General features: G+C 57.9%; 15 protein-coding genes and 7 pseudogenes. 13 read left to right on the top strand and 9 right to left on the bottom strand.

Annotated features, from left to right (window positions below):
* Window positions 1–79: 79 nt before the first annotated feature.
* Entirely contained in the window at window positions 80–1,312 is a 1,233-nt protein-coding gene (locus tag AC0L2P_RS28445; protein ID WP_473506084.1) for a hydantoinase/carbamoylase family amidase, read from the top strand.
* A gap of 355 nt (window positions 1,313–1,667) precedes the next feature.
* Here AC0L2P_RS28445 and AC0L2P_RS28440 read toward each other — a convergent pair.
* Window positions 1,668–2,213 (bottom strand): annotated as a pseudogene (locus tag AC0L2P_RS28440) (IS3 family transposase); the annotation flags it as partial.
* A gap of 64 nt (window positions 2,214–2,277) precedes the next feature.
* Between AC0L2P_RS28440 and AC0L2P_RS28435 the strand changes: the two are divergent.
* Window positions 2,278–3,323: pseudogene (locus tag AC0L2P_RS28435) on the top strand (IS110 family RNA-guided transposase).
* Between the two features lie 238 nt (window positions 3,324–3,561).
* Here the strand turns inward: AC0L2P_RS28435 and AC0L2P_RS28430 are convergent.
* Both AC0L2P_RS28430 and AC0L2P_RS28425 read right to left on the bottom strand, forming a co-directional pair.
* Window positions 3,562–3,825 (bottom strand): annotated as a pseudogene (locus AC0L2P_RS28430) (transposase); the annotation flags it as partial.
* A 500-nt stretch (window positions 3,826–4,325) separates the two neighbouring features.
* A complete protein-coding gene (locus AC0L2P_RS28425; protein ID WP_473506082.1) occupies window positions 4,326–5,468 on the bottom strand; it encodes a hypothetical protein in 1,143 nt (380 codons plus the stop codon).
* A 1,802-nt stretch (window positions 5,469–7,270) separates the two neighbouring features.
* On the opposite strand from AC0L2P_RS28425, the gene AC0L2P_RS28420 reads away from it, so the two are divergent.
* The 5 genes from AC0L2P_RS28420 to AC0L2P_RS28400 all read left to right on the top strand — a co-directional run bounded on the left by AC0L2P_RS28420 (window position 7,271) and on the right by AC0L2P_RS28400 (window position 11,955).
* On the top strand, window positions 7,271–8,656 hold the full coding sequence (locus tag AC0L2P_RS28420; protein ID WP_473506080.1) for a M20/M25/M40 family metallo-hydrolase: 1,386 nt from the start codon (window positions 7,271–7,273) through the stop codon (window positions 8,654–8,656).
* A gap of 609 nt (window positions 8,657–9,265) precedes the next feature.
* Window positions 9,266–9,637: a transposase gene (locus AC0L2P_RS28415; protein WP_473506078.1), complete on the top strand. Its 372-nt coding sequence runs from the start codon at window positions 9,266–9,268 to the stop codon at window positions 9,635–9,637.
* Window positions 9,634–9,975, top strand: a complete 342-nt coding sequence (gene tnpB, locus AC0L2P_RS28410) for an IS66 family insertion sequence element accessory protein TnpB (RefSeq protein WP_473506076.1) — start codon at window positions 9,634–9,636, stop codon at window positions 9,973–9,975. The genes AC0L2P_RS28415 and tnpB (AC0L2P_RS28410) overlap by 4 nt, the downstream gene beginning before the upstream one ends.
* Before the next feature lie 62 nt (window positions 9,976–10,037).
* A protein-coding gene (gene tnpC / locus AC0L2P_RS28405) for an IS66 family transposase (RefSeq protein ID WP_473506074.1) occupies window positions 10,038–11,659 on the top strand; the annotation gives its coding sequence in 2 pieces (ribosomal slippage) (window positions 10,038–11,451 and window positions 11,451–11,659; 1,623 coding nt in all).
* Entirely contained in the window at window positions 11,659–11,955 is a 297-nt protein-coding gene (locus AC0L2P_RS28400) for a hypothetical protein (RefSeq protein WP_473506072.1), read from the top strand. Before tnpC ends, AC0L2P_RS28400 begins: the two co-directional genes overlap by 1 nt.
* A gap of 41 nt (window positions 11,956–11,996) precedes the next feature.
* Here AC0L2P_RS28400 and AC0L2P_RS28395 read toward each other — a convergent pair.
* Together AC0L2P_RS28395 and AC0L2P_RS28390 are read right to left on the bottom strand one after the other, a co-directional pair.
* A pseudogene (locus AC0L2P_RS28395) lies at window positions 11,997–12,182 on the bottom strand (prephenate/arogenate dehydrogenase family protein); the annotation flags it as partial.
* Between the two features lie 346 nt (window positions 12,183–12,528).
* Window positions 12,529–13,557, bottom strand: a complete 1,029-nt coding sequence (locus AC0L2P_RS28390; RefSeq protein ID WP_473506070.1) for a D-alanine--D-alanine ligase family protein — start codon at window positions 13,555–13,557, stop codon at window positions 12,529–12,531.
* A gap of 683 nt (window positions 13,558–14,240) precedes the next feature.
* Between AC0L2P_RS28390 and AC0L2P_RS28385 the strand changes: the two genes are divergently transcribed.
* The 3 genes and pseudogenes from AC0L2P_RS28385 to AC0L2P_RS28375 all read left to right on the top strand — a co-directional run.
* Complete coding sequence (locus AC0L2P_RS28385; RefSeq protein WP_473506068.1) at window positions 14,241–14,510, top strand: transposase; 270 nt, start codon at window positions 14,241–14,243, stop codon at window positions 14,508–14,510.
* A gap of 272 nt (window positions 14,511–14,782) precedes the next feature.
* Window positions 14,783–15,220, top strand: coding sequence for an IS66 family insertion sequence element accessory protein TnpB (tnpB, locus tag AC0L2P_RS28380; protein WP_473506120.1), 438 nt, complete (start codon window positions 14,783–14,785; stop codon window positions 15,218–15,220).
* 172 nt (window positions 15,221–15,392) lie between these two features.
* A pseudogene (locus tag AC0L2P_RS28375) lies at window positions 15,393–16,193 on the top strand (IS110 family RNA-guided transposase); the annotation flags it as partial.
* Between the two features lie 789 nt (window positions 16,194–16,982).
* On the opposite strand, the gene AC0L2P_RS28370 reads toward AC0L2P_RS28375, so the two are convergent.
* From AC0L2P_RS28370 to AC0L2P_RS28355, 4 genes and pseudogenes are all read right to left on the bottom strand, one after another.
* Window positions 16,983–18,284 carry an aspartate ammonia-lyase gene (locus AC0L2P_RS28370; protein ID WP_473506066.1) on the bottom strand — a complete coding sequence of 434 codons (1,302 nt, stop codon included), beginning with the start codon at window positions 18,282–18,284 and terminating at the stop codon, window positions 16,983–16,985.
* A gap of 120 nt (window positions 18,285–18,404) precedes the next feature.
* The gene (locus AC0L2P_RS28365) at window positions 18,405–19,814 is read right to left on the bottom strand and encodes an aldehyde dehydrogenase family protein (RefSeq protein WP_473506064.1); all 1,410 of its coding nucleotides are present in this window, start codon (window positions 19,812–19,814) and stop codon (window positions 18,405–18,407) included.
* 165 nt (window positions 19,815–19,979) lie between these two features.
* Window positions 19,980–21,383 carry an aminotransferase gene (locus AC0L2P_RS28360; RefSeq protein WP_473506118.1) on the bottom strand — a complete coding sequence of 468 codons (1,404 nt, stop codon included), beginning with the start codon at window positions 21,381–21,383 and terminating at the stop codon, window positions 19,980–19,982.
* Between the two features lie 522 nt (window positions 21,384–21,905).
* A pseudogene (locus AC0L2P_RS28355) lies at window positions 21,906–22,007 on the bottom strand (IS630 family transposase); the annotation flags it as partial.
* A gap of 613 nt (window positions 22,008–22,620) precedes the next feature.
* On the opposite strand from AC0L2P_RS28355, the gene ectB reads away from it, so the two are divergent.
* The 3 genes and pseudogenes from ectB to AC0L2P_RS28340 all read left to right on the top strand — a co-directional run.
* Window positions 22,621–23,937 (top strand): diaminobutyrate--2-oxoglutarate transaminase, encoded by a 1,317-nt coding sequence (ectB, locus tag AC0L2P_RS28350; protein ID WP_473506062.1) that lies wholly within the window; start codon window positions 22,621–22,623, stop codon window positions 23,935–23,937.
* Between the two features lie 150 nt (window positions 23,938–24,087).
* Window positions 24,088–25,245, top strand: a complete 1,158-nt coding sequence (locus AC0L2P_RS28345) for an amino acid kinase family protein (RefSeq protein ID WP_473506116.1) — start codon at window positions 24,088–24,090, stop codon at window positions 25,243–25,245.
* Between the two features lie 245 nt (window positions 25,246–25,490).
* A pseudogene (locus AC0L2P_RS28340) lies at window positions 25,491–25,721 on the top strand (IS5/IS1182 family transposase); the annotation flags it as partial.
* Window positions 25,722–25,823 lie beyond the last annotated feature (102 nt).

The raw sequence follows: 25,823 nt of genomic DNA, 5'->3' as shown, positions 1-25,823 counted from the left end.
TGCTCGTCCGAGGAGCCGAAACATTCATCCTCACGGTCCGTTGCATCGGCTGCGTCCGTGCCAACTCTCAGGGTAGCAGGTGCCAAAGATACAAGCCGAGCGATTGCTCTCAGATCTCAGATGTTTCGCCCAGTTCGGCGCATACCGAACCGGTGTCCATCGCCCAACCTATTCGAAAGCGGACATGGACAGCCGCCGCTGGCTTGCGCAGCAGTACGAAACCATAGGGCTTCAGGCGCATATTGACGGGGTAGGCAACGTGTTCGGCTCGCCTCGGTCGGACCGGCGGTCGATGTTGATCGGATCGCACGCAGAGTCTCAGAATAATGCTGGATGGCTCGACGGGGCGCTTGGGGTGATCTACGGCCTCGAGATTGCCCGGACCTTTGCGGAAACACCAGGCTGCGCAGGCCTTCCAATCGCACCAGTGGCGTGGGCGGATGAAGAAGGTCACTATGTCTCAATGCTCGGAAGTCGTTCGTTCATTGCTGACATCGACGAGGCAGAGATCGATCGCGCGGTGAATGTCGATCACGGGCTGCCGCTCAGGGACGCGCTCCGTGCGGCCGGCCTAGCCGATGCTTCCCGATCGTTGGTGCACCCTGAGCGGTATGTTGGCTGCCTCGAAGCACACATAGAGCAAGGCGACTCGCTGGAAGCTTCGAGCAAGCGGATCGGAGTCGTTACGAGCATCGTTGGTACCTGGCAGTACTCAATCGTCTTTTACGGCATCCAGAATCACGCCGGCACGACGCGCATGGCTATCAGAAAAGATGCCGGCCTCGCAGCAGCGATGCTGGCCACGACCATTGCCCAATGCTTTCCCAAAGCGGCTGGGCCTCGAACCGTTTGGACCACGGGTCGCATCACATTGGAGCCCGGCGCTCCAAATATTATTCCAGGTAAGGCTGTAATGCTGTTCCAGTTCCGGGATTCAGAGATACCGGTGCTCGAGCGCCTCGATGCGCTGCTGAGGAAGTTGGTTGGAGAGGCCGCGTTCAAAGTCGGTTGCGAAGCCGAGATCGAGAGGACGGAGACTGGCAAACCGTCGGACATGGATCCGGCCTTCCAGCAAGCGATTGAGAATGCGGCCGCCCGCCATGCCCCTGGCGACTATGTGAGGATGCCAAGCGGCGCGAGTCACGACGCCCAGGTCGTGGGCCGTAAACTAAGGGCTGCTATGCTTTTCGTGCCAAGCATAGGCGGTATCAGTCACCATTGGACTGAAAATACAGACGATGCCGACCTAGTGCTCGGCTGCCAAGTGCTGGCTGATGCCGCGGAGACGATCCTAGGTGCCGAACCACGGTGACGATTGGCAACTGCGCAGCGCTCGGCAGAGTCCCGACGGGCAAGCTTGGGACCGGTTTCCGACTGTGGCGCGACAAAGCTTGTGACTACGGTTGCGTAGTGTTAGAAAGATCCTGGTCAAGTAACAGAAGAACTGCTCCGGCGATGCCACGGTCAGTACCGACATATGGCCGATCGCCGGTCTGATCGGGGATCCAAAGCCCACCGGATCTGCCAACATGGCCTGCCTCAGCGTAGAGGGGACGAGCTTTGGGCGGATACATTCTCGGGCTCCTTAGTCGCCCACGTGAAGCCCTCCAGTGTTGCCCCTGCGGTCCTTAACATGGACCCCATCGGTGGTTCGATCTCGTCGTGGAACTATCGATCATTCTCGGCCGGCCGCGGTCGGTGATGAGCCGGTCCAATTCGCGGGCAACCCGCATGCCCGAGAGAGACGTATCAACGATCGGTGCTAGGCACTCTCTCGTGCAGTCGTCGACGACGGCCAGGATGCGGAAGCGGCGCCCGTCGGTGAGCTGGTCCGATACGAAGTCGAGCGACCAGCGCTCGTCGGGCCTCATCAGCGGCACCAGCATCGGCGCCCTGGTCCCGATCGCCCGCTTGCGGCCGCCACGGCGGCGAACGGCGAGCTTCTCCTCCCGATAGAGCCGGAACAGCTTCTTGTGGTTCACGACCAGGCCCTCCCGCCTCAGCATCACGAGAAGACGCCGGTAGCCGAACCGGCGTCGCTCCTGCGCGATCGCCTTCATCCGCTCGCGAACCTCGCGGTCGTCCGGCCTGCTGGTCTCGTACCGAACCGTCATGCGACAACAGCCGATGGCTTTACACGCCCGCCGTTCGCTCATCCCGAGACCTTCCTTCAGGCGAGCGACAGCTTTCCGCTTGGCCGCGGGCGTCACCATTAATGGGATGGTCCGCCCCGTCCTCCCGCAGCATCATCTGAGAGTCACACCAAAGGAGGTTGCAATGTCCCCACGCAATGCGCCGCGCTCTGCGGCAGTCTATGGAGTAGATATCAGCAAGAACATCTTCCACGTCATCGGCGTGGATAGCGGCGGCGAGCCCGTCCAGCGAGTTCGCTTCCGACGCGACACGCTGCTGCAATTCTTTGAACGAGCAGCGCCGGCGATCGTCGGGATGGAATCGTGCGCAGGATCCCCATGGATCGCCAGGAGCATGCAGGCGCTGGGGCACAAGGTTCGCCTGATCCCAGCTCAGTTTGTGAAGCCCTACGTGAAGTCGAACAAGAGCGACATCATTGATGCGGAGGCCATCGCAGAAGCGGCCACGCGACCGACAATGCGGTTCGCTGCGATCAAGAGTGAAGAACAGGCTGACCTCCAGGCTTTGCATCGGGTTCGCGATCAGATGATCGGCACGCGAACGCGCCTGATCAACCAGATGCGGGCATTCTGCCTGGAATACGGTATTGCGTTGAGACAGGGAGCGGGCCTGTTCAAGCTCGAATTGCCGTTGGTTCTCGACGAAGCGTCGAACGACCTCTCGCCGGCGATGCGCAAATTGCTCACGGATTTGTTCGCCGACCTGCGCCGGCTGGAGCTGCGCATCGACGACGTGACGAGGGAGATCGCTGCGATTGCAGATCGAGAAGATGTTGCCCGAGGGCTCTTGACGATCCCCGGGATCGGAGCACTGGGCGCCACCGCTCTTCTTGCGGCCGTCGGCAACGGACGCCAGAAGGCCCGCGATCTGGCTGCATGCTGGGCCTTGTTCCGCGGGAACACTCGACCGGGGGCAAGCAGAAGCTCCTCGGCATCAGCAAGCGTGGGAACCGTTACGTCCGCAAGCTCCTCGTTCATGGCGCGCGATCCTGCTTCCGACATCTGTATCGAACCCGGGATCGCCTTGGAAGCTGGCTCGATAGGCTGCAGAGCCGAATGCACCCGAACAAGGCCGTTGTCGCACTCGCCGCCAAGATGGCGCGCATCGTCTGGGTTGTCCTGACCAAGCCGGGAGCGCTCTACGAACGCAGGGATCCTGCATTCGCTTGACGCTTCCGGCTCGATTGCAAGGCTCGGGAATAGTGATGACGAAACAGTGGATCAGCATGCCGTAAGCCCTGTGCAAAAAAGCGGGCTTTGTGCCCGAACCATTTATTGGGAACGGCGTGCGCGGATCTCATCATGGCCTGGCTGCAACAGCAGTCCACTCGCGAGAGGCCGGATACATTTATGCAACTGGAATCGTCATCGGCGATGTCGCGAACCCTTGCACGGACGGGGCGGACCATACATTCTTTCCCACAAGATCCTTCAACGCGGCATTGTCGAGCATGGCGTCGGCCAGAAGCCGCTTCAGCCGCGTGTTCTCGTCCCTCCTGAGCCTTCATTCGCCGAGCCTCGGAGACATCCATCGCGCCGAAGCGGGTCTTCCACTTGTAGATCGAGGCGTCGCTGACCCCGTGCTCGCGACGCAGATCGGCAACCGACGCCCCGGCCTCATGTTCCTTCAAATTCCGATGATCTGCTCTTCAGCGAAGCGGCTAGGTTTCATGTCCTGGCCCTCTCGATGGGCCAGAACGAACTTCAAACCGGATTAGATCAGAAGGGCAAGGTTAGGTGAACACGAGCCATGGGAAGGATGCGGGGACAACCCGGACACCCCGCCGGCCGATATGCGCGGGAAAAGTTAGGCTCGCTCAGAGACAGTCCACCCGCTCCATGCTGTCGCCCGATCGCACCGACCATACGCCACTCGACGTTGGGATTCGCCATGTTCTGGCCGGCACCACCGCCTCCGTCTCCAGACGACCAGTGCCTGCCCTAAGAAAAAACGCGCCTTGCTGCTCACCCAAAGTCAATGTCTACAGGCAGCAGTCAAAATGCCATGATCCAGACGCCACTACCCAGAACGGTGGTAGAGACACCGACCCTCTTTGAGATCGGCCATTATTAGTAAAAAGAAACATCACAGGTGGGTGCCTCACCCGCGTAGATTCGTACCTCAACGTCGCCACTAAAACCATTTACGGAATTGCACGAAGAAGTATAAGTTCAGCCGACGGCAACCGGTAGCAGAATTCCGCTTCGCCCAACATTCATCACAGCATCGAAGCTTGCGCGCGACTGAAAACCTGCCAAGCGGCCACCGAATACATAACAGTCAATCCCATACGCCATTTTCTTGATCGAGCGGCTCGGCGGGTGCAGAGCGGTCACCTCTTCGGGCCTGACGTACTCTTGAACAACGTATGGGTTTCGGCTAGCTCGTTCAATGTGTTCCTCCCACACTTCCGGGGATGTAAGGCGCCCAACCAAGACATGTTCGCCACGCGTCGCATTAGAGGGCTTCAGAACAAGATTGGCCTTGTTCTCCCGGATGTAACCGATGAGTTCGATCCGACGCCGTTCGGCGTTGGTTGTCACTCCTGCTCTAACAAGACGTGTCCATGGAATGTGGCGTGCAATAAGCTCGATCTGCTCGACCGTAAAGCTCGAGCTGAATCGGTCATCGCTGAGTACAGCAAGGATTGCCTTGTCAGACAATATCCACTGGGATATCCATGGATTTATCGAAACAACCTCCTGAGCCGAACAGGCGTCAAAGTAGTATCTAGACTCAGTGTCTTCAATGGTGTCTCTGACATCTAGCTTATTGTACACAAGTTCGATTAATTCGCCGTCCGGTCCGACTATTCCACGATGCGTCCGTTTAATTTCTCTAAGGTCCAGCAACGCTGCTTTGACGCCTGAGTCTATTAGACAGTTCACAATCAAATCTACTTCGTTTGTAAAACGACCCCGAAAGTTGACTACGGCGGCGGTTCTGAGTTCGCAGCCAGTTGCAGCGCGATAGGCGGATACCAGCTCCTGGACGAAGCAGTTCGGATCTTTCACGAAGGGCTGCTTATTCACGTCAAGTGACAGACCGTTTGCCAGTAGGTTGGGTATACGGCTCCAGACTTTTGCGGCGAGGCCGTTCTGAATAACGCCGCCGGGCCCTTCGCAATTCGTTTCGAGTATCTTGTAATATCCATCGCTGCCGAGCAGACCATCCAGTCGACATATTCTTACTATCGGTCGGTGTTTTGGAAGACAAGTTGTCCAATGCCGCAAATGTTTATAGGCTGGAAACAGGTCTTGTACCTCTTCATTGCAGCAATACAGCTCAGCGGCGACATCAAGAAGTTTGACCAAGCCCTCAGCCACAACTCTTAGGTGATCTGACAGATCGCAGTCTATTACGAGGGGCCGAAGACATACGGGGTACGCCCTTCCCTCAAAGTGCATACCCGCCTCTGCAATCGCGCTAGACAGTTCGTCTTGACCTTCCCAGATCGAGGCTGAATTGCTATTCGCGAGTTCGCAGAGTCGGCGTTCAACTAGTTCGTCCGCCTTACTGATGGCAATCTCCGTGGGTCCCAATCCGTTCTGAGTTTTCATGGGCAGCTCCTAAGTAGTAGCCTTACTGGGTTGGAGCTTGCGCGCCCGGACAGATTCCTAGGACAGCGAGTCTAACTCAGGGATTGATCTGGTCAGGCAGTCAGCAGGCCGCCTGAGCGCAGCAAATCTCATCTTTCGTGGAGCGTCTCGTCGCCGGGCCGCATTGGTCGAATATAAGAGTGTTGAGGCTTTCCAGGAACGGCCGAATCTGGTGGCTTGACGCTGCAACGACACCACCGCATCGGACCGCTCGCCAACTCGCTGCGGACTACGCTACTGCAATTCTCGAGGGAGACGTCGAGAAAGATCGGGCTCTCTTTGCCGATGTAGAACCCCGTAAGTCCCCCCAACATGCGGAAGTTACCCAGGCACCATGCGCGCAGAAGCTCGACTCAGAGACGAAACACACCTAATCTCTCGGCCGCAATCTTGAAGTCGAAAAACCTGGCATTCGCCAACGCATTTTGGTTCAGTCCACGTGGGATTGCTCGGAAGGCGTGAATTCGGGGACAAGTGCGGTTCTGGTATATTAACGCTAGCTACTGCTAGGCGAGGATCGATAATCCATCGAGAAGCTGAGAGTGCTGATCCCTCATATCCTGCGCGGGAACATCTTACTCTCCCAGACTTGCGATCGCTAGGAGGCTTACGAACTGAATGGCATACCTGCTTGCAAAAATCCGGCCGCCGTTCATCCCAGGTTCGGCGTCGGCAGCCACGATGCTGGCACTTTTATCCAGGATCGAGGCTGAACGGCGCTGCAGGAGCTTCAGCTCGAAGCTCGGGGCGGGTTCCCTGACGGCTTACGGACTCGCGAAAGTACTACCCAGACTTAGCCATCCGGTACTGCCCGCCGGGCACTGAACCTGGATCTCCCGATTGGAGTTAGGCACCTCTAGCGAGAAAGTGCGACATCGAATTTTGGGATCAGAGATCCCAATGGCGCAGTCTCACAGGTGGTGTACTCGGGTAGCGAAGCCTCTCGCGAACGGCCCTCAACGGTGCATAGCGAGCGAGCGACTTTGCGGTGCTCATCGACAGTTCGCCGGTAAGGTCGGGTTGCTGACACAAACCTGATTGAAGGCGACCATCGGTGACCGACCAATGATGAACCTGCGCAGCCGCTGTCTTCCAAAACATTTCACTAAACTAATCGAACGCTCGTGAGCCACTCTCAGCAAAAACTTGACAAATCGGCGATAACGGGACACCATTCCGCATCGTCGACGGGGTCGGCGCCATCCCCCGCGTTCCTCGTCGCTTCCCCCAGAATATGGATGCAGAGTATAGCGGTGCGTTTCAACGTCAGACAAACCGAGGTCGCACCTGATTTGCAGGCGATCGGATTCAACACCGTCAGCCGAGCCACAAGCCGTACGCTTGACTGGAGGCTGAAGGCATTGGAGAGACGAGACAAATGCTCGATCCCAACCCGGCGCGGCTCGTTTCTCCACCGTTCACACTGCTGTCTCGCGCGGCGGATCCTGCCGGCGAGACGTTAGGTAAAGCTCCAACTCTGTGTACTTCTGGCTTCTCCTTTTTTAGCAGGCAAAGAAATGACTTCTTCTGACTTGTTGAACACTGTTTTCGAACATATCAATAATAATCGCACCGGATTTCTTGAACGCCTGATGGAATATCTCCGCCACCCAAGCATCAGTGCAGAGAACATAGGTATCGATGAAGTGGGCGCCCTTCTCACGAAGATGCTAACGGACGTTGGGCTTGAAACCAGTTTGATCCCGACAGCGGGGCATCCGATGGTTGTAGCGCGCTGGGAAAAAGCCCCGGACAAGATCACGGTATTGCTCTACGGACACTACGACGTACAGCCGCCTGATCCGGTCGAGAAATGGCTGTCGCCACCCTTTGAACCTACACTGCGCGATGGTCGGCTTTTTGCCCGTGGTGTTGGCGATAACAAGGGCCAGCATTTTGCACAGATATTGGCAATTGAGTCTTACTTAGAGACACATGGCGCATTGCCGTGCAACATCATCTTGTTGCTCGAAGGCGAAGAGGAGATTGGCAGCCCGCACATTGCCGATTTCGTGCATGCCAACAAGGATATCCTGAAAGCTGATCTGGCCGTCACTGCCGATGGCCCGCGTCATGCAAGCGGCGTGCCTGTGATCAAGTTCGGCTCGCGTGGCGAAGTGTCCTTCGAGCTACATTGTCGCCATGCTAACGGCGACTTGCATTCCGGAAACTTTGGGGGCGTGGTACCGAACCCGATCTGGACGTTAGTGCACCTGCTTGGCACTATGAAGAATGCTGAAGGTGAAATCACTATTGACGGATTCCACGATGATATTGAGCCGCCGACGGAAGAGGAAGTGGCTGCGGTCGAGCGCTTGCCACTCGATATCGAGGCGGTGATGCGGAGTCTCGACCTTGCGCGACTTGATGCGCCAAAGGAAAGGCCATTTTACGACCGTCTTTGCTTCCGCCCGACCCTAACAATCAACGGCTTTCATGGCGGCTATGGCGGGCCAGGTACTAAGTCAATCTTGCCCAGCGAAGCTTTCGTGAAATGCGATATCCGGCTCGTGGAAGCCCAGGATCCTCAAGACATCGTTCGCAAGATAGCTGCCCATGTGGCAAAATACGGGCCCAATGTGGAGTTGGTTGCGCAGGGAACTATGTGGCCTTCGAAGACACCCATTTCCTCCTCTTTCACCGCGCCGCTGCGCCGTGCTTTCGTCGCTGCGCAAGGGGAGGAACCTTTGCTGATCCCCGCGGGCTTCGGCAGCCTGCCTTGCTATGTGTTCACCAAGATACTCGGCATACCTGCTTTCCAAACGCCATACGCGAATCCTGATGAGGCGAACCATGCGCCGAATGAAAACCTGTCACTCAACTGCTTTTACAGCGGGATACGCACAGGCGCAGCGTTGTTATACGAGCTTGGTCGCCTCCGGCAATCTCCAATATGTCATTAATCGACATAGCCATATGCAGGTCAGTTCGCGGTGATGTCGAGAAGGTCGCTGCGGTCGTCAGGTCACGTCTCGGTAGACCGTAGAATGCGACCGTGCATGCTCATCCTACTGTTCATTTGGCCGACTGGCCTAGACCCGGATCGGGCTTATCCGAGCTTCGCGCTTTAGAAAACTGCAATCATTAGATTGTTTCGTCTGTGCCACGAGGGCAATTCGCGTCAGGCTAGCGATCATACGAGCCGGAAATGCACAGATCGAATAAACTGGTCGGGCGCTCTGGCTGTTCATCCCTTGAAAATTGAGGCACCGCCTCCACCTACACTTCGTTTCATAGTCTCTGCTCCAAAGCAATTTGCGGCAGATGTTTTCCCTGTTGTACCGAGCCGTGGCATAAACTTATCTTGGGTTACCGCAGGCGGCGCAACCTTTGCTGCCCAAATGAGGCACATCCACATCCTGCCCCGCCACGATAATTGCATGCCGGGATGGCGCGGGTGCGGGTGAACAAGTGTAACCGCCCGATTGTCACCGCCTGCCTGACATCGCCGTGATGGCCTCTGACACGTGTTTAACGACATCGTTTGCGACGTGTCTTGTGCGAGGTTTGCGATGCGTGTCGAGATTCTTGGTGCTGAACGGCGTCGTCGATGGGGTGATAAGAAGAAGCTCGACATCGTCATGTCGGTTGGAATTGAGGGGGCGACCGTGACTGAGGTTGCCGAACGGCATGATGTGACGCGGCAGCAGATTTACACCTGGCGGCGAGAGCTGGAGGAAGGGGGTCCTGTTGCCGTCGGCGGGTCCCATGTTCCTTCCCGTGGACATGCCCGTGGCGCAGTGCGAATCCGTATGGGCAAAGGCACTGACAGATTGTCAGCGCTGGTTGAGTTGCAACTATGCTGTGGGCGGAACCTGCGCTTTGACAGAGAGATCGATACCGCCACTCTGACCCGGCTTATCCAGGCGGTTGAGGCAGCATGATCGGACCGGGAACTGGGGTTCGGGTGTACCTTGCCTGTCTGTTCACGGACATGCGCAAAGGGATCGAGGGTTTGGCTGCACTGATGCAGGATGTGTTGCGCCAGAAGCCGACGGGAGGCGCGGTCTTCGCCTTTCGGGGAAGGCGTGGCGACCGTTTGAAGCTTCTTTATTTTGATGGCCAGGGGTTCTGTCTTTATTACAAGGTCTTGCAGAAGGGTCGCTTTCCGTGGCCGTCGGCGGCCGACGGGACGGCCAGGCTGACCTCAGCGCCGATGTTATGGGAAGGAATTGACTGGCGACGCCCCAATTGGGGTGCGCCCCCGGCGCGTGTCGGATGATTTATCTCTCTGAATCTAATGGTTTTTATGGCTAATTGCCCTGACTTATGGTAGTCAGGTGCATGTCGAACGTCGCCGAAAATCTTCCAGACGATCCTGCCTTTCTGAAGGCGATGATCGCCGCCTTGCAGGCGGAAAATGCGAAGATGGCGGCGACGTTGCAGGCGCATGACCAGTTGATCCAGGCCTTGCGGCTGCGCATTGCCCGGCTGAAGAAGCAGGTCTTCGGCAAGTCTTCGGAAAAGATCGAGCGGGAAATCCAGCAGCTGGAACTGGCCCTGGAGGATCTTTTGATCGCCGCGGCGGAGAGCAATGCAAGGCCAATCAATGAGGCCGACGAGGCAGCGTCTGTCGCGCCCATGACGAACGCGCCCGAAAGGATCACGCGCCGTCGTCCGCGCGTATCGCACAAGGCAGTTCGCGAGCGCAGGGAGCTCAATCCCGGCGCCTGCTGCCCCGCCTGTGGCGGTGAACTGCGTCTTGTGGGCGAAGACACAAGCGAAATCCTCGACCTGATTGCCGCCCAGATGAAGGTCATCGAGATCGCCCGGTTCAAGAAATCCTGTCGCTGCTGCGAAAAGATGGTGCAGTTGCCCGCGCCCAGCCGTCCGATACCAGGCAGCATGGCTGGCGCCGGCCTTCTGGCTTACATCCTGGTCTCGAAGTTCGACGATCACCTGCCATTATATCGCCTGAACGAAATCTTCGCCCGCATGGGTGCCGACATCCCCGACAGTACGCTGGTCGATTGGTGCGGTCGCACAATGCAGGTGCTTCAGCCCCTGATCGAGCGGATCGGAACCGTGATCATGGCCAGCGACCTTCTCCATGCCGACGATACCCCGATCCGGGTGCTGGATCGCTCCATGCAGGACAAAGGGCTGGGGAAAGGCGTAAAGAAAGGCAGGATCTGGACATATGTCCCCGATCAACGCCCATGGGCGGGCGGCGCTCCGCTTGGCGCGGTCTACTACTTTGCTCCGGACTGGAAGGAAGACCACGTCCTCCGCCACCTCAGGCAGACAAGCGGCATCCTCCAAGCTGACGGCTACAAAGGCTATGGCAAGCTTTATGAGCCTGGGGCCGATGGAACATCCCGCTTCCGAGAAGCGGCATACTGGGCGCATTGGCGACGCGACTTCCATGATATCTGGACCTCGAACAAATCCGAGATCGCACGCGAGGCTCTCGACCGTATCGGTGCGCTTTATGATATCGAGCACGGCATTGCGGGTCAGCCGGCCGATGCGCGCCTTGCCGCACGTCAGAAGCATAGCAAACCAAAGATCGGAGCATTCCGTGTCTGGATCGAAACGCAACTGACCCGCATTCCGGGCAAGAGCGATTTGGCAAAAGCCTTCCGTTATGGCCTGAGCCGCTGGCCATCATTCTGCCTGTTCCTCGAAGACGGCCGCGTCGCCATGGACAACAATGCCGCCGAGCGAGGCCTGCGCCCGATTGGAATCGGAAGAAAAACTGGCTATTTGCCGGCGCCGACACCGGCGCGGAGACCCTGGCTCGCGCCATGACAATCATCGAGACGGCCAAGATGAACGGCATCGATCCGCAGGCATATCTCGCAGACGTGCTCGACCGCATCCACGATCACAAGATCAATCGCCTCGACGAGCTGCTTCCCTGGAATTGGTCACCTGTCACCGCCATCTCCGCCGAGGCTGCCTGATGGCAACGGTGACCCATGTGTTCAGCATCGACTACGTCGCCAAATTGCTCGATGAAGATGCCGAACTCCTTCAGGCGATCGTCAGCAACGATGACAACCTGAGCTACGGCCGCATCATCAGCGTCTACACCGGACAGGACGAGGCAATAACTTCGCTTACCCGCGACGGAATGGAAGAGCTGGAGCAAATGCTTGCCCATGCGCGCCGCACCGCTGACGAATGGAATGACTTCCTCGAAGCCTTCGTCGATGGCCAAGAACTCATCGCTCGCATCAAAGCGAAATCGCCGCGGTAACAACCGGCCGGTCACGAACAAGTCGAACAGCTTTTCGCCGTCGCCCCAGCGGATCGCCCGCTGCAGCGAGGACCGAGCTTCGGCTCCTCGGTGCGCTTCAGGATCTCGGCGCTACGAGCTGTAATTGCGATATTGCCGGCCAGCCCCTCGCGGCTAACACGGGCCAAGGAAGAGCCGTTCAGGCCGATCCCAATCAAAGGAATCTTTTCGAACAGGGACTTAGGCATGAGTACTTTTCAGGACTTCATAGCGCATGGAGATACGCGGCGATTGGCTTCTTCGAGTTCCGGCCGCCATACGCGGCGCATTGGGACAGGTCACGGGTTATCGGCAGTTCCAAGTCAGAGCAAGCACCCACCCGCCTTCTAGGTTGTAGACAAATCAGCCGCTGCGCCTTGGCCGATAGCGACGGCCCAAAATAAAACCGAGCGGTCACTCTGGTTTTCATCCTTTGAAACAAAGGACCAGCCGTCGGCAGGCGATCCATACCTTTTGTCCGCATTAATTTGCCCCCGATTAAGGCCTGCATCCGCCCATTGAGCGCTAACCAGATCAGCGTTCTTAAGAACAATATCAAACCGTCGAAACCCCTGCGGTCTTCGAGCTGCCGACTCCGAAGGACCGCGTGTGCGCGACGTCGAGGATACGCTGGACCAAGCTCGGGTAGCTGTGTCCGGCAGCCAACGCGGCTGTGATATACGGGGAGTGCATACTGAGCCCCGGCATCGAGTTGATCTCTAGGACGAACGGCTGGCCGGAGCGATCAATCCGGATGTCGACGCGCGCATAGTCACGGCACTGGCAGGCACGGAAGGACGCAACCGAAATCTCCTGCAGCAAAGACCCAACGCTGCTGCCGATTGGAGCCGGGCAAATCTGCGGCCGCATTGCGGCCTCCAGGTACTTCGCCTCCCAAGTCAACAGACCCGTTTCGCCTAGGTCAATCTCAACCGGCGGAAATACCTCGAGTTCTTCGTTTCCAAGCAGCGCGACGCAGACTTCTCGCCCCTCGATGTATTCTTCGACGAGCGCGTCCTGCCCATACTGCGTAACGATCACTTCCACCGCCTGCCTCAGCTGAGCGGGCTCATGTACGAGTTGCAGACCGAAGCTGTTGTCTTCGTGACGTGGCTTCACTACCACTGGGAATCGCAGGTCGCCGGTATTTTCGGTGCCGCGGCGCATGACGCGAAAGTTCGGCGTTGGCACGCCGCTATTCTGAATAAGCGTCTTGCTGATGACCTTATCGTCCATCAGGCCATGCCCGAGCGGACTCGATCCGGTGTAGGGAACGCCTGCCATTTCGAGCATGGCCGGAACGTGAGTGAAACGGTACTCGCCCTGAATTCCTTCCGCCAAATTGAAGACGAACCCCGAAGGTCGGCCTTGCTGATCGGATGGTATGAAGCGCTCGAGGGTAGCAAGCAATCCTTTGTCCCCTTCACATAGCAGGGTCTCATGGCCGCCCTCTTGCAGTGCTCCCGCCACACTTCGGGCTGTCGCGCCGCCGTGGGGCCAAGCCTGTGGCGGCTGGGGATAAGGCTGGCCGAAGCGGTTAATCACGCCCGTGAAATCAAAGTTCCTCACGATGGCTACCCGCATGGGCTACTCCTTTGATGTTTGCCAGCCTATAGGATCATTTCCCTCGGCTCAGTTCCCAACGACGATTTGCACGTCCTGCCGCCCGCAGGCTCATACGGAGTCCCGCAACGGGCGTGCCACGAAGAAATTGGGTGAACAAGCGAACAAGTGTTTGCCCTGCGCCGGCGGAATACCTTCGCCTCGGTGTTGGGTTCCCTCCAAAATGTCTTCAACTGGGCACAGCCGAACACGAGCGTGCTACAGCAAACCAACTCGAAGATGACGCCCGGGGTCCAACGAGACCGAGCGGGCGACTCGACCCTAGGATGATCACCAGGTGTCACCGCCGCGTCCTTCTTCCTTCGACGCCCAACTCGTGTTTGCAGGGGCACGAGCTTGCACGAAATCCGCGGCCAACTGAAGAATCCTATGAGTATTGGCGCATCGCCGAAGCGATCTCAGCCTTCACCGACGCCGGATTGCAAACCCGCCGATCCATGTGGTGTGTACACTCATCTTGTTCCGACCGGGGTACGGATACTGTTGGGTTCTCCGAAAGGTTACAAGTGAGCTGTATCTGGAGTTCGCGTATGCGGACCATTCTCGCACCGGGCCTGGTTCATCGGTCGTAAGCGCTGTCCCGGCGGCACCTTTCGCGCGTGGATGTAAGGGACGATGTTCGAGGCCTTTGAGGGCTTCGACATATGACGATTTCAGAGTTTACGCTTAAGTCCAGGGACGAGGAGCCGGTCCGTCGGCTGGAGATCTTCACTGGTTCGGGTCGGCGGCGTGAGTGGCCGCCGGAGGAAAAGGCCCGCATAGTGGCGGAGAGCTATGAGGCGGGCGAGACGGTTTGTGCTGTAGCACGCCGGTATGGGTTTCCCCGCAGCAATTGTTCACCTGGCGTCGGGCTGCTCGCCGGCCGATGGGGGAGGCAGCGATATCGGAATCCATGTTCGTGCCGGCGGTGGTGACGGTAGCGCCTCCGAAGCCTGCGGCGAAGCATCGGCCACAGCCAAGGAAGCGGGAGCCGGCTCGAGACGCTGGTGTGATCGAGCTCGAGATCGACGGCATCGCAATGCGGGTGGGTCGTGGGGCGGATTCGAAGACAGTTGCAGCGGTGATCCGTGCGCTGAGGGCAACCTCGTGATCGGGCCAATGGGAGCGGTCAAGGTCATGGTGGCGACGAAGCCAGTCGACTTCCGCAAGGGAGCGGAAGGTCTGGCAGCGCTCCGTGCGCGAGGCGATGGGCGCCGATCCGTTCTCGGGCGCGGCCTACGTGTTCCGGGCCAAGCGGGCCGACCGCATCAAGCTCGTCTACTTCGACGGCACGGGCGTATGCTTGTTCGCCAAGCGGCTGGAGAGTTACGCGTGGGCTCGACCCTCCCTGCACGCCAAGAAGCTGCGCGATGTGGAACTCAAGGCCGGGAGCAAGGCTGTGCGCGGCCAAAAGGGAGCCGCGCACGCCTACAACATCAAGAGCCACCGGGAAGAAGAGCGCTGCTGGGTTGGAGCAGGCCGAGGGCGCCTATGCATGCTTCGTCGCCGGTTGGAACCCGCGAGGCCCGAGAAAGGCGCGCACGGATGCAACAAACGAGGTGCGACGATAGAAGCTGCGCGGCAGGGCTCTCACCTCGGGCCCTGCTCTTCGCCACGCGGTCGTCCATGTGGGACAGGAGAATAGCGCCGATTTATCAAAAAGGCTCTTGTCGATCACATCAGTGGTCCATGGGTGCCTGACCCTGGTCGTGCGGTGGTCGATGTCGTTGCTGGCGCAGGTGTATTCGAAGGCGTGCGCCCGAAACAGCTCGCCGTTTGCCATTGCCTCCTTGATTAGCGGCACGGCCGAGCCACCGCGCCGGCGGCGTCGTGCCAAGACCGACAAGATCGATGGTGAGGCGTTGGTGCGTGCGCTGCTCGCCTACAAACGAGGCGAGCCGCGCGTGTGCGCGATGGTTAGGGTACCGAGCGTCGAGGAGGAGGACCATCGGCAAGGCTCTGGTTGGTGAGCGGACCTGCCATGTCAACCGGAGCAAGGGCCTGCTGTTTGCTCAGGGCATCACCGGCTACGAGCCGCTGGGACGTGACCGGCGACAGCGGCTTGAGGAACTGCAGACCGGCGACGGCCGCGCACTGCCAGAACATCTGAAGGGGCAAATCCGTCGCGAGCTCGACCGACTCGAACTGGTGATAGCCCAAATCAAACAGGTGCAGGCCGAGCGCGACGCTCTGCTGGCAATCGAAGTCGCCGAACTCCAGCAGCGACATTGCTCGATCTCAAGGGTATCGGCCCCGAGTGTGCCGCCATCCTCTACTCGGAAGGCCTGTTCCGGCACTTCGATAATCGCCGGCAGGTCGCCGCCTATGCCGGGCTCGCGCCGACGCGTTGGCAGAGCGGATTGGTCCAGCACGAGCAAGGCGTCTCGAAGGCCGGCAACCCCCGGCTGCGAACGACGATGATCGAGTTGGCCTGGCTATGGCTGCGCAATCAACCGAGTTCAGCGCTTACCCGCTGGTTCCACGAACGCGTGATGCGCAATCAGGGACGCCTCAAAAAGACAACCATCGTCGCCCTTGCAAGGAAGCTGCTCGTGGCGCTGTGGAAATACGTGACCGCGGGCGTCGTCATCGAAGGTGCCGTCATGAAGGCTGTCTGACGAGACCACACCGACACACTCATCCCTCGAGGCCTGATCAGCCTCGGCGGATCCAGGAGGCGAACCGAGATCCCAGCTGGCTGGAATGCCGTATCAAAGACGGGTCTCGCCTTCTGGGCCCTTGCCGCCGCAAGCGGGATATTGGTGCAGCCGTCTCAAGCGGCGACCGTATGTGAGTTTGACCAGGCTCGATTGACCGAGCCGTGTCACGCAATCGGGCCCAGCTCTGGATTCCGCGACCAATTGGAGGAACACGATGCCGCTCTAACGCCCCTCTTGACCCCAGCATCGTCATGTGAGCCTGGGATCAAACATCTACGTGAGCGCGCACTTGAGGCAGACCGGCGCGCGTCAGCAGCTGCGAGGAAAAGGTGAGAACATCTTGAGAGGCATACCGCTGCGCTGTTTTGGACTCCGCCAACTTAAAGGAAACTGGTGGGGAGCTTTCAATGCGTTGTCCATCCGATCCGGGCCGAGAAGACTGAGGTTGTCGAAGCTTCAGCGATTCTCGGAGGATCGGACAGACAATCTGTTTGAAAGCTCAGGTAGTTGGCGCGGTCGCCGTCTTGAAGAAGAGGCTTCATCAACGCGCCGATCTCGCTTGGCTCCCATAGTCGCGGCGATCTCCCTGATGAAGCGAAGCGGAGGGAGCCACACATCAACATAACCTCTGCGCACGACTTCATCGCTCCTCGACCAAAATTGCATTGCGCAAAGTGGCGCAGGGACGCTGGCTAAACACCATAACTGATGTTCTTCTCTCTAATCGCGCCAAAGCAGCGAGGCAGGTCAACTCGCTAGCCTCTCCTTCACAACTTCGGCCGCAGCCTCATAGCCCACGGTCGTCACTAGTTCCGTAGCAAATGCAGTACTGTTCATCAGATTGGCTTCGCATTTGACCATATTGGCTTGGACACCCTCAACGCAGGTCCTCGTAAACGTCAGCACCGCGTTGCGGAGAAGCGCCATCGCATTATGAATGCTGAAGATTATCACCGGCTCCATCGCGTTAAGCTGAAGCTGCCCGGCCTCCGCCGCCATGCCGACAGTGGTGTCCATGCCGTAAACATAAAAGCAGACCTGATTGAGAGCCTCGGCGGCAACCGGATTCACCTTTCCGGGCATAAGGGATGAGCCAGGCTGTAATGCAGGAAGGACAATCTCCCCGATTCCTCCGCGAGGACCGCTTGACAACAATCGAAAGTCGTTTGCGATCTTCGAAAGTTTGGCTGCAATTCTCTTTAGGAGACCCATGTGGAGCATGAACGCGCCCATGTCCCAGCTTGCCTCCACCAGGTCTTTAGAGCCGACCACCGGCAGTTGTGTTTCGCGGGACAGGTGCTCAAGCGCCCGCTTCCTGTAGGAAGGGGTGGCTGCTACCCCTGTTCCAATTGCGGTCCCGCCAAGATTAACCTCGAGGAAGAGACGCTCAGTTTCTTCCAACCGATCGCAATCTTCCAGGATTGTCGTTGCAAATGCCGCAAATTCTTGGCCCAGCGTCATGGGAACCGCGTCCTGCAGTTGTGTTCGACCGAGCTTGCGGATAGCGGAGAATGCTTCCGCTTTGTTATTGAGCGCTGAGGCAACAACCACGAGCGCATCGCGCAAACGGCGACTTGCCGGAATGATTGATAGACGAACAGCGGTGGCGTAGGCATCGTTGGTAGACTGGGACCGATTGACGTCGTCGTTCGGATGGACAAGACGCCCTTGGCCGCGTACGCCGCCCATCAGTTCACTCGCGCGGTTGGCGAGTACCTCGTTCATGTTCATGTTGGTCGAAGTACCCGCCCCTCCCTGAAAGACGTCGACGAGGAATTCGTCGTCGTGTTTTCCGGCCAGAACCTCCCGGCAAGCTTGCACAATTGCGTCCCGTTTCTCGGCCGAAAGGTAGGATTCCTCGCAGTTTGCCTGAGCAGCTGCCACTTTTACGCGGGCCAAAGCTTGAATGAGGACTGGCATACATTTGATCGGGATGCCCGAGAGTGGGAAATTTTCGATCGCTCTGGCGGTTTGCGCGCCATAGTACCGATTCATCGGCACGTCCATCGAGCCCAAAAAATCGTGTTCAATGCGTTTATAGATGGACATCGTTTCCTCGATCAGGTTTTTCTTCGCCTAAAGATCCGCCGGACGTTACGATTTGTAGACGACACGAGAACCCTTCGGGTGTCGTTCGAGAGCAGCGCGGCACCGGTTCGAAGTGCTAACTCACCGGCGATTAATGCAGATCACCTTGGGCTGGGTCATCTCTTCGTAGGCGAACCTGACCCCTTCCCTTCCCATGCTTCCGTATTTGAAGCCGCCGAATGGCATGGCATCGATCCTGTAGTCTGATGAGTCGTTTATCATCACCCCGCCAGCATCGATCCTGCCTGCTGCTTCGAGCGCGACAGACAGATTGTTGGTGAAGATACCCGCATGCAGGCTATATTCAGGATCGTTGGCCATCTTGATGGCTTCGTCGAGTGTGTCGAAGCGAGCGAGCATGACCACTGGGGCGAACACCTCCTCCTGCCACAGCCGGCAGCTAGCGGGCGTGCCTTCGAGCACCGTCGGATGATAAAGAGATCGCTCGCGGTAGTGCCCGCACAGCAGTTTTGCTCCAGCGGCGATGGCGCCATCGACGGCTGCTTCGGTCCGCTCGGCAGACTGTTGCGAGATCATTGGCCCGACATCAGTGTCTTCGTGTGACGGATCGCCCGTTTTGAGCTTTCTGGTTGCCGCGACGAAGGCATCGCGAAACCGCTCATAAACCCCAGCTTGAACCAGGATGCGCTGCGCGCCTATGCAATTCTGTCCGGCAGCCCAGAAAGACCCGGATACGGAGCCTTCGACGGCCTTGTCGAACTCGCAATCGTTCATAACGATGACGGGGGCGTTACCGCCGAGTTCCATCGCCAGCTTCTTGAGCCCTGCTGATCGGCTGATCGCCTCACCAGTCGCAAATCCGCCAGTAAACGACACCATGCGGACATCCCGGGCAGAAATCAAAGCAGTGACCAGCTCCCTGCCACCGTGAACGATGGTGATGACTTCCTGAGGTAGGCCCGCTTCCAACAATATTTCCATGAGATGAATCGCGGAAAACGGCGTTAAGTTTGAGGGCTTCAGGAGAACCGCGTTACCCCCCGCAATTGCTGGACCGAGTTTGTGAGCCACCAGGTTTAGCGGGTCGTTATAGGGGGTAATGGCGGTGATGATGCCGAGCGGCTCGCGCGTGAACCAGCCTTGGCGCTGTTCTGATCCCGTGTAGGCATCAAAGGCAATAATCTCACCGGCGTTGCGCTTTGCCTCCTCAGCCGAGAGTTTCAGCGTATTGACGCAGCGAAGCACTTCCTTTCGTGCCTGAACAATGGTTTTCCCCGCCTCGCGAACGATGGTTTCGGCGAAAGCATCGCGACGGCGCTCAACAATTTGGGCGGCGCCTTCAAGAATACTCGCACGACGATGTCTTGGCAGACTACGCGAAAGCTCGGTTCCACGCCGAGCCCGCGCGAGAATTTCACCGATTTCGCTTGCATGTGTCGCGTCGACCGATCCCACGAGAGCCCCATTGTAGGGGCTGTGCACAGATATAGGCGCCAAGCCGGTTGTGATGTGGAGTTGAGCAGCGGTCATAGACAAGCTTCCTCTTCCCAGACAAAGCGCCGGCATTCGCGGCTCTTAAGTTTGTTGGTCAGGTCAAACGTGCTAGGATTCACGTCCTCTCCTCGCATTTCATGCAGCTGATAATTAGTACCTGACTGTTTTGCCATGGCCCCCGACCTCTCCGGCCGTCGTCGTTCAGATTTTCTGACCATCACGAACGAGTTCGTCCATGACGGAGCGCACAGCGCTTTCCGCGATTGCAAGGATTTCTTCGACTTCAGACTTGGTTGTTACGAGTGCCGGGGCAAACCCCAGAATGTCGCCGTGCGGCATAGCCCGTGCGATCAGGCCACGATCACGAGCCGCTTTGGAAACTCGCGCACCAATTTTGAGCATCGGATCAAAACGCTTTCTATTGTTGCGATCGGCCACGAACTCGATTGCGCCCATAAGGCCGACGCCACGCACCTCGCCGACGATCGGCAGCTGTGCGAACTTGTCCTTCAGCTGCGCTTGGAAAAACGCGCCGACATCACGGGCATTTCCGGGGAGGTCTTCCTTCTCGACAATATCAAGAACCGCGTTCGCTGCGGCGGCGCCGATCGGGTGGCCAGAATAGGTATAGCCATGCGAGAACGCACCGACTTTCTGGGCCCCATCCGCCAGTACTTGATAGACCTTCTCACCTACGATCGAAGCTGAAAGCGGAAAGTAAGCTGAGGTCAGGCCCTTGGCGACTGTGATCAAATCAGGTTCGATGTCATAGTGCTGGCAGCCAAACATTGATCCCGTGCGACCGAAGCCGGTAATCACTTCGTCGGCAATTAGCAGTACGTCGTGCTTCTTGAGCACCACCTGGATTGCCTCCCAATACCCGTCCGGCGGCGGCGTGATGCCCCCGGTACCCAGCACCGGCTCAGCGATGAAGGCGCCGACATTTTCAGGCCCGAGGCGCTCGATCAGCAGATCGAGCTCGGCAGCACGACGGACGGAGAATTCGCGCTCGGTCTCGCCGGGGCTAGCGCCCCAGTAATGGTGCGGCACGCCGGTGTGGACGATCTGCGGCAGCGGCAGGTCCATGTGCTCGTGGTAGAAGCTCATGCCGGTCATCGAGCCGGAGACCACGCTGCAGCCGTGGTAGCCGCGTTCCCGCGAAATGATCTTCTTCTTGGTCGGCTTACCGCGCAGGTTATTATAGTACCAGACGAGCTTGGCATGGGTCTCGTTAGCGTCCGAGCCGGACGTGCCGTAGAATACCTTGCTCATCTTGCCCGGCGACATTTTCACCAGACGATCGGACAGCATTGCAAGCTCGATCGTCGTGTGTGCCGCATAGGAGTGATAGTAGGCAAGGCGATTAGCTTGGCGTGAAATCGCCTCAGCGACTTCGGTGCGGCCATAGCCGACATTGACGCAGTAGAGGCCGGCAAAGCCGTCGATCAACTGGTTGCCATGCGCATCCTGGATGCGAATGCCCTTTCCTGTCTCGACGATCGTCGGATCTCCAAGCTTGCCAGTAGCAAAGTCCTTGAGCTGTGTGAAAGGATGCAGGACCGTATTGCGGTCCTTTTCGCTAATGTCCTGGATGTTGATCATCACCATTCTTCCTTTCAGGCTTGCGGTCATTTCCGACCCCAAACGGCTTCGCCCAAGATGCGGCGAGATCGTCAAAGCCGTTTACAGAGCCGGTCGGCCGCTGTTGCGCTAGAGCGCATCTTCAGCAACCGCCAGGATCTTCGGTTGAGAGGGGATCGTCGGGCTGCTCAACGGATCACTCATACATAGACAGGCTCGGCGGGGCTTCGTCTTGCTGGCAGCTCCGCCCGGCTACGAGGATATCCTGGGCCAGCGGCTTGTTTGCCGCCGAATGCGCCAATAGATGCATGTTTCCTGCGAAAGTTCATAACCCCACGCAGGAATGCGTTCTAAATGATCTAGCGGGACCTTCGCTGGTTGCGGCCGGCAGATGCGGTATGGCTTTATCGATCCCCTAAGTCTGTTGTTCGCAGATGGCAATCGAGCACCAAGCCGATCAAATCTGCGATAAAAGGTTGCGAAACATAGAGCTGGTGAATCGTTCGACGAATTTTCGCATACGCGCAGGGTTTGGCCGGCCCCCTGCCGCTGCGGCGCCATATTGGTCGTGATCCAAGTCTCGTTGATGAAGACTAACCGTCTCGAGTCGAAGCCGGTCTGCCTGGATCGCGCCGATCGCGCGCGACCTCACAGCCGACGGCCAAGCTCATTGGAACAGGTGCTGTCTTCGGATGCTGGCCTCCAATCTCAGCCAGCATCTTGAATCACAAAACCGCCTTAAGCGGAATGCCCTTCTGGTTCTGTCAAACACGGAACCGCTCTACATTCAGTCGCTAATCCCACCTGAGCTCTCGGTGCTGGGTGGCACCGGCCGGCACGCATGGCGATGCCGTAGAATCCGAGCTCGATCCAGTGGCGTCGCGGGCGGCCTTCTACTTGGGTTGGATGGGCCCCGGCCTCTCGTTACTGGGAGCACGAAGAGGGACTGTCCTGCCTGTCACCCTTCAACCAACGCGTCGACTTGTGCCGTTCATCAGCTCAAAACGCCCCTGCTTGCGCTCGGGCATAAGCCGATCGCCCATTCCGGCCAGAATCGGATGCTCACAGAGGGCTCGCATTTCTGAAAGGTCGCCCCGAGCTCGCGGTTACTTATACCCGCGACCCCGATACCTCTCGTCCTAGCTGCTGCGATACTACCATCTCAGGTAGTCGCAGAGGCCGAGGTTGTGGCCTAAGCATGCGACAAAGTCAGAACTCCAGTTCGACGTCCTCGGCGCCATCGTTTGGATAAGGAAAGATTATGGATCAAGACAGTACCTGCAATTCCCTATTTGTCTTTCAAACCCTCGAATCGAACGTGCGGTCGTATTCCAGAACGTTTCCTGCTGTGTTCAGGAAGGCCGCGGGAGCCATTCTCGAGGACGAGAGTGGCAAAGAGTTTATCGATTTCCTGTCCGGAGCGAGCGTACTCAACTATGGGCATAACGATATCGATTTCCTAAATGATGCAAAGCAATACCTGGAGCTAGGCGGCATCATCCAGGGACTGGACATGGCCACTCCTGCAAAAAGAGAGTTCATGCAGTGTTTTGATGAAACTATTTTGCGCAGACGTGGCCTGAAATATAAATTTCAGTTTCCCGGCCCCACCGGCGCCAACGCCGTCGAAGCCGGTTTGAAGCTCGCGCGCAAGGTCACAGGTCGGCACAACATAATTTCATTTACCAACGGGTACCATGGGGTGAGCTTGGGGGCACTTGCGGTAACGGGGAACCGATTCTATCGAGATGCAGCAGGTCTGCCATCAGCGGGTGCAGTGTTTATGCCTTATGACGGGTATTGGGGAGCCGATCGGGATACCTCGGAGTATCTGGAACAGGTGCTTGCGGATGGTAGTAGTGGTGTCGACCTGCCGGCAGCCATCATCCTAGAGACCGTTCAATCTGAGGGAGGGATCAGGCCGGCGAGCAAGCGATGGCTACAATCGGTTGAGCGGATTTGCAGAAAGCATGGCATCCTCCTGATTGTTGATGACATACAGGCAGGTTGCGGACGAACGGGCGACTTTTTCAGTTTTGAATTTGCTGACCTATCGCCAGACATCATCCTGTTATCTAAGTCCCTGAGTGGCTGCGGACTGCCGCTATCGCTTTTGTTAATGAAGCCCGGACTAGATGTTTGGCAACCAGGAGAGCACAGTGGCACGTTTAGAGGCAATAACCTTGCGTTTGTAACTGCCACATCTGCATTGAGGAAGTATTGGTTAAATAAACGTCTATCCAACGACGTTGCGGAAGCAGGGCGCATCGCGAGCGAGTACCTGCAGCAGGTTGCGCAAAGCAGCGCAGATCATAATCTTTCCGTTCGCGGAAGGGGCATGATGCTCGGGCTCGATTGTAAAACGGGCGAACTAGCCGGGAAAATCGTCCGCAGGGCCTTTGAAGATGGACTGGTGGTAGAGCGATGCGGCGCCAATGAAGAGGTCATTAAGCTTCTTCCTCCTTTGACTATTGACGGGCGGACCCTTCAACGCGGTCTCGACATTTTAGAGCGTTCCGTGCTCACAAGCGTGCAAGCAGATCGAGACTGCGGTGCATGGGCACCGTCATCAGGATAATGGCTGCCGCAAGGAGATGCTACAGGATCACGGTGCGAGGCGACCGTCTGAGTCTCTCGAGGCGTTCCCGATAAAGTTCGGGGCCGGCCCAGTTACTGAGCTCATCTCTCATCGGACAGTTTGCACATGCAGAGGCGTGATTGGTGGAACATGAATGTGACGGTTCTGAAATTCGGGGGCTCTTCTTTTCTGAATCCTGAGGACTACCGGCGAGTTGCTGGGCATATAGCTCACCGACTGGCGGCTGGCGAAAGCAAGATCGTTGCAGTGGTCAGCGCGATGTCGGGCACGACTGGTAACCTGAAAGCACTGATGCTCGACGTCAACAAGCGAGCATCACCATCGAACCTGGATGCGGCCCTTGCAACGGGAGAGATGCTGAGTGCCTGCCTTTTGGAGGCCGCCACCAGCCGGCTGGGGATTTCCGTATCGTCTTTGAACGGCTATTCGCTCGGAATACGCACGAACTCAGACTTCGGGCGCGCATCGATAGAAGGCGTAGATGCTGAGCCAATGAAGGCAGCATTGGAGGAGCATGACGTTGTCATTGCCGCAGGCGCCCAGGCAATTAATCAGTCCGGCAGATTGACGTTTCTGGGCAACAATAGCTCCGACCTGACAGCCATCGTAATTGCGTCCACATTAGGAGGGCACGCTTGCGAAATCTACTCAGATGTTCCTGGCGTCTATACGGCGGACCCTTATCTTGTCCCAGGAGCAGAACTGATACCAGAGCTTGCCCATAAAACGATCGCTCGGATGTCGCGACATGGCGCAAAGGTGTTGCACTATAGGGCAGTTGAATACGCCGAAAAGCACGGGGTCACCATCGTTTGCAAATCGCTCACCGGCGATGGAGTCGAAACGGGCACTATTGTAACTGGCTTTGGGGACGCCCGTTCCGTTACAGTGGCTCGCGACGCACTAGTGATCTCATGCGCCAACTTCGCAGAACGTGACAACCTCCGCGCATTTTTTGAGCGGCACGATATTAGCGCCATCTCTGTGGGCGACGCGGCGACCATGTGTGTTATGACTGACGTTGATTTTGCGATGCAGCTTGTCGCCCTGGCAGGCAATCGGCCTGTGGCGATCGAAACACGAGCCGCGGTGACGGAGCTCGATTGTTCAGTGTTGCGAGTCCACTTAGAGGGCGATTATGACCGCGCCATTTCGCTAGCGCGCCAAATCCACAAACGAATGTATCCTGCAGCCGTTAGCGCACCATTTCGGCCCAGAATGGCTGGACAGCCCGCCTATAATTCGTTACTCGCTCCCGCAAACAGAGGGCCGGGAAATCTGCGGTAGCCTTTCGGGCCAACTCCACTGCCCGATTTTACGGGCGCATCGTCTGATTGTCGTAATCATTGTGATCGGCGTCAACGCGGACGGCCGGTGAGCGAAGCCAGGCAAGAAGACCAGCACGAGCTGATTTGGACAGATTTCTTGCACAAGTTGATTGTGCGGCAAACTCGTCGTCTCCGATAAGCCTAGGGCCTGACGGCCGCGTCAGCAGGTGCTCGGCGCCACATGGCAGCGCTCTAACTGGGGCGTTGAAGTCTCCTCCTGCCCAGGTCGCTCCTGAGGATGATGTTCTCGCGCGGGTCGATCGTGTGCTGGATCTTTCCCCTTGCTGCGTGGTGGCGAACCTCGACTGTACCGACCATGCCCCCCGTGCATTGATCCGAACTTTGCGATCGGACTGATGCTCGCCGGTTTCCTGCTTGGAATTGTGCATGACGGCCGGCTGATACGGAATCTTCTGGTTTGCCGGCTACGGCCTCGACTATCCGCCAGCGCTGAGCAAGGGTACGCATACGACGAAGGCCGCATGATTGGCACACGCGCGTGCGCGCGGCGGGCTCTATGATGGCGATGTGTGAAGG

Source organism: Mesorhizobium sp. WSM4836 (genome assembly GCF_055811815.1).
The sequence above is the reverse complement of the archived record's forward strand: the minus strand, read 5'-3'. Positions and strand labels throughout refer to the sequence as shown.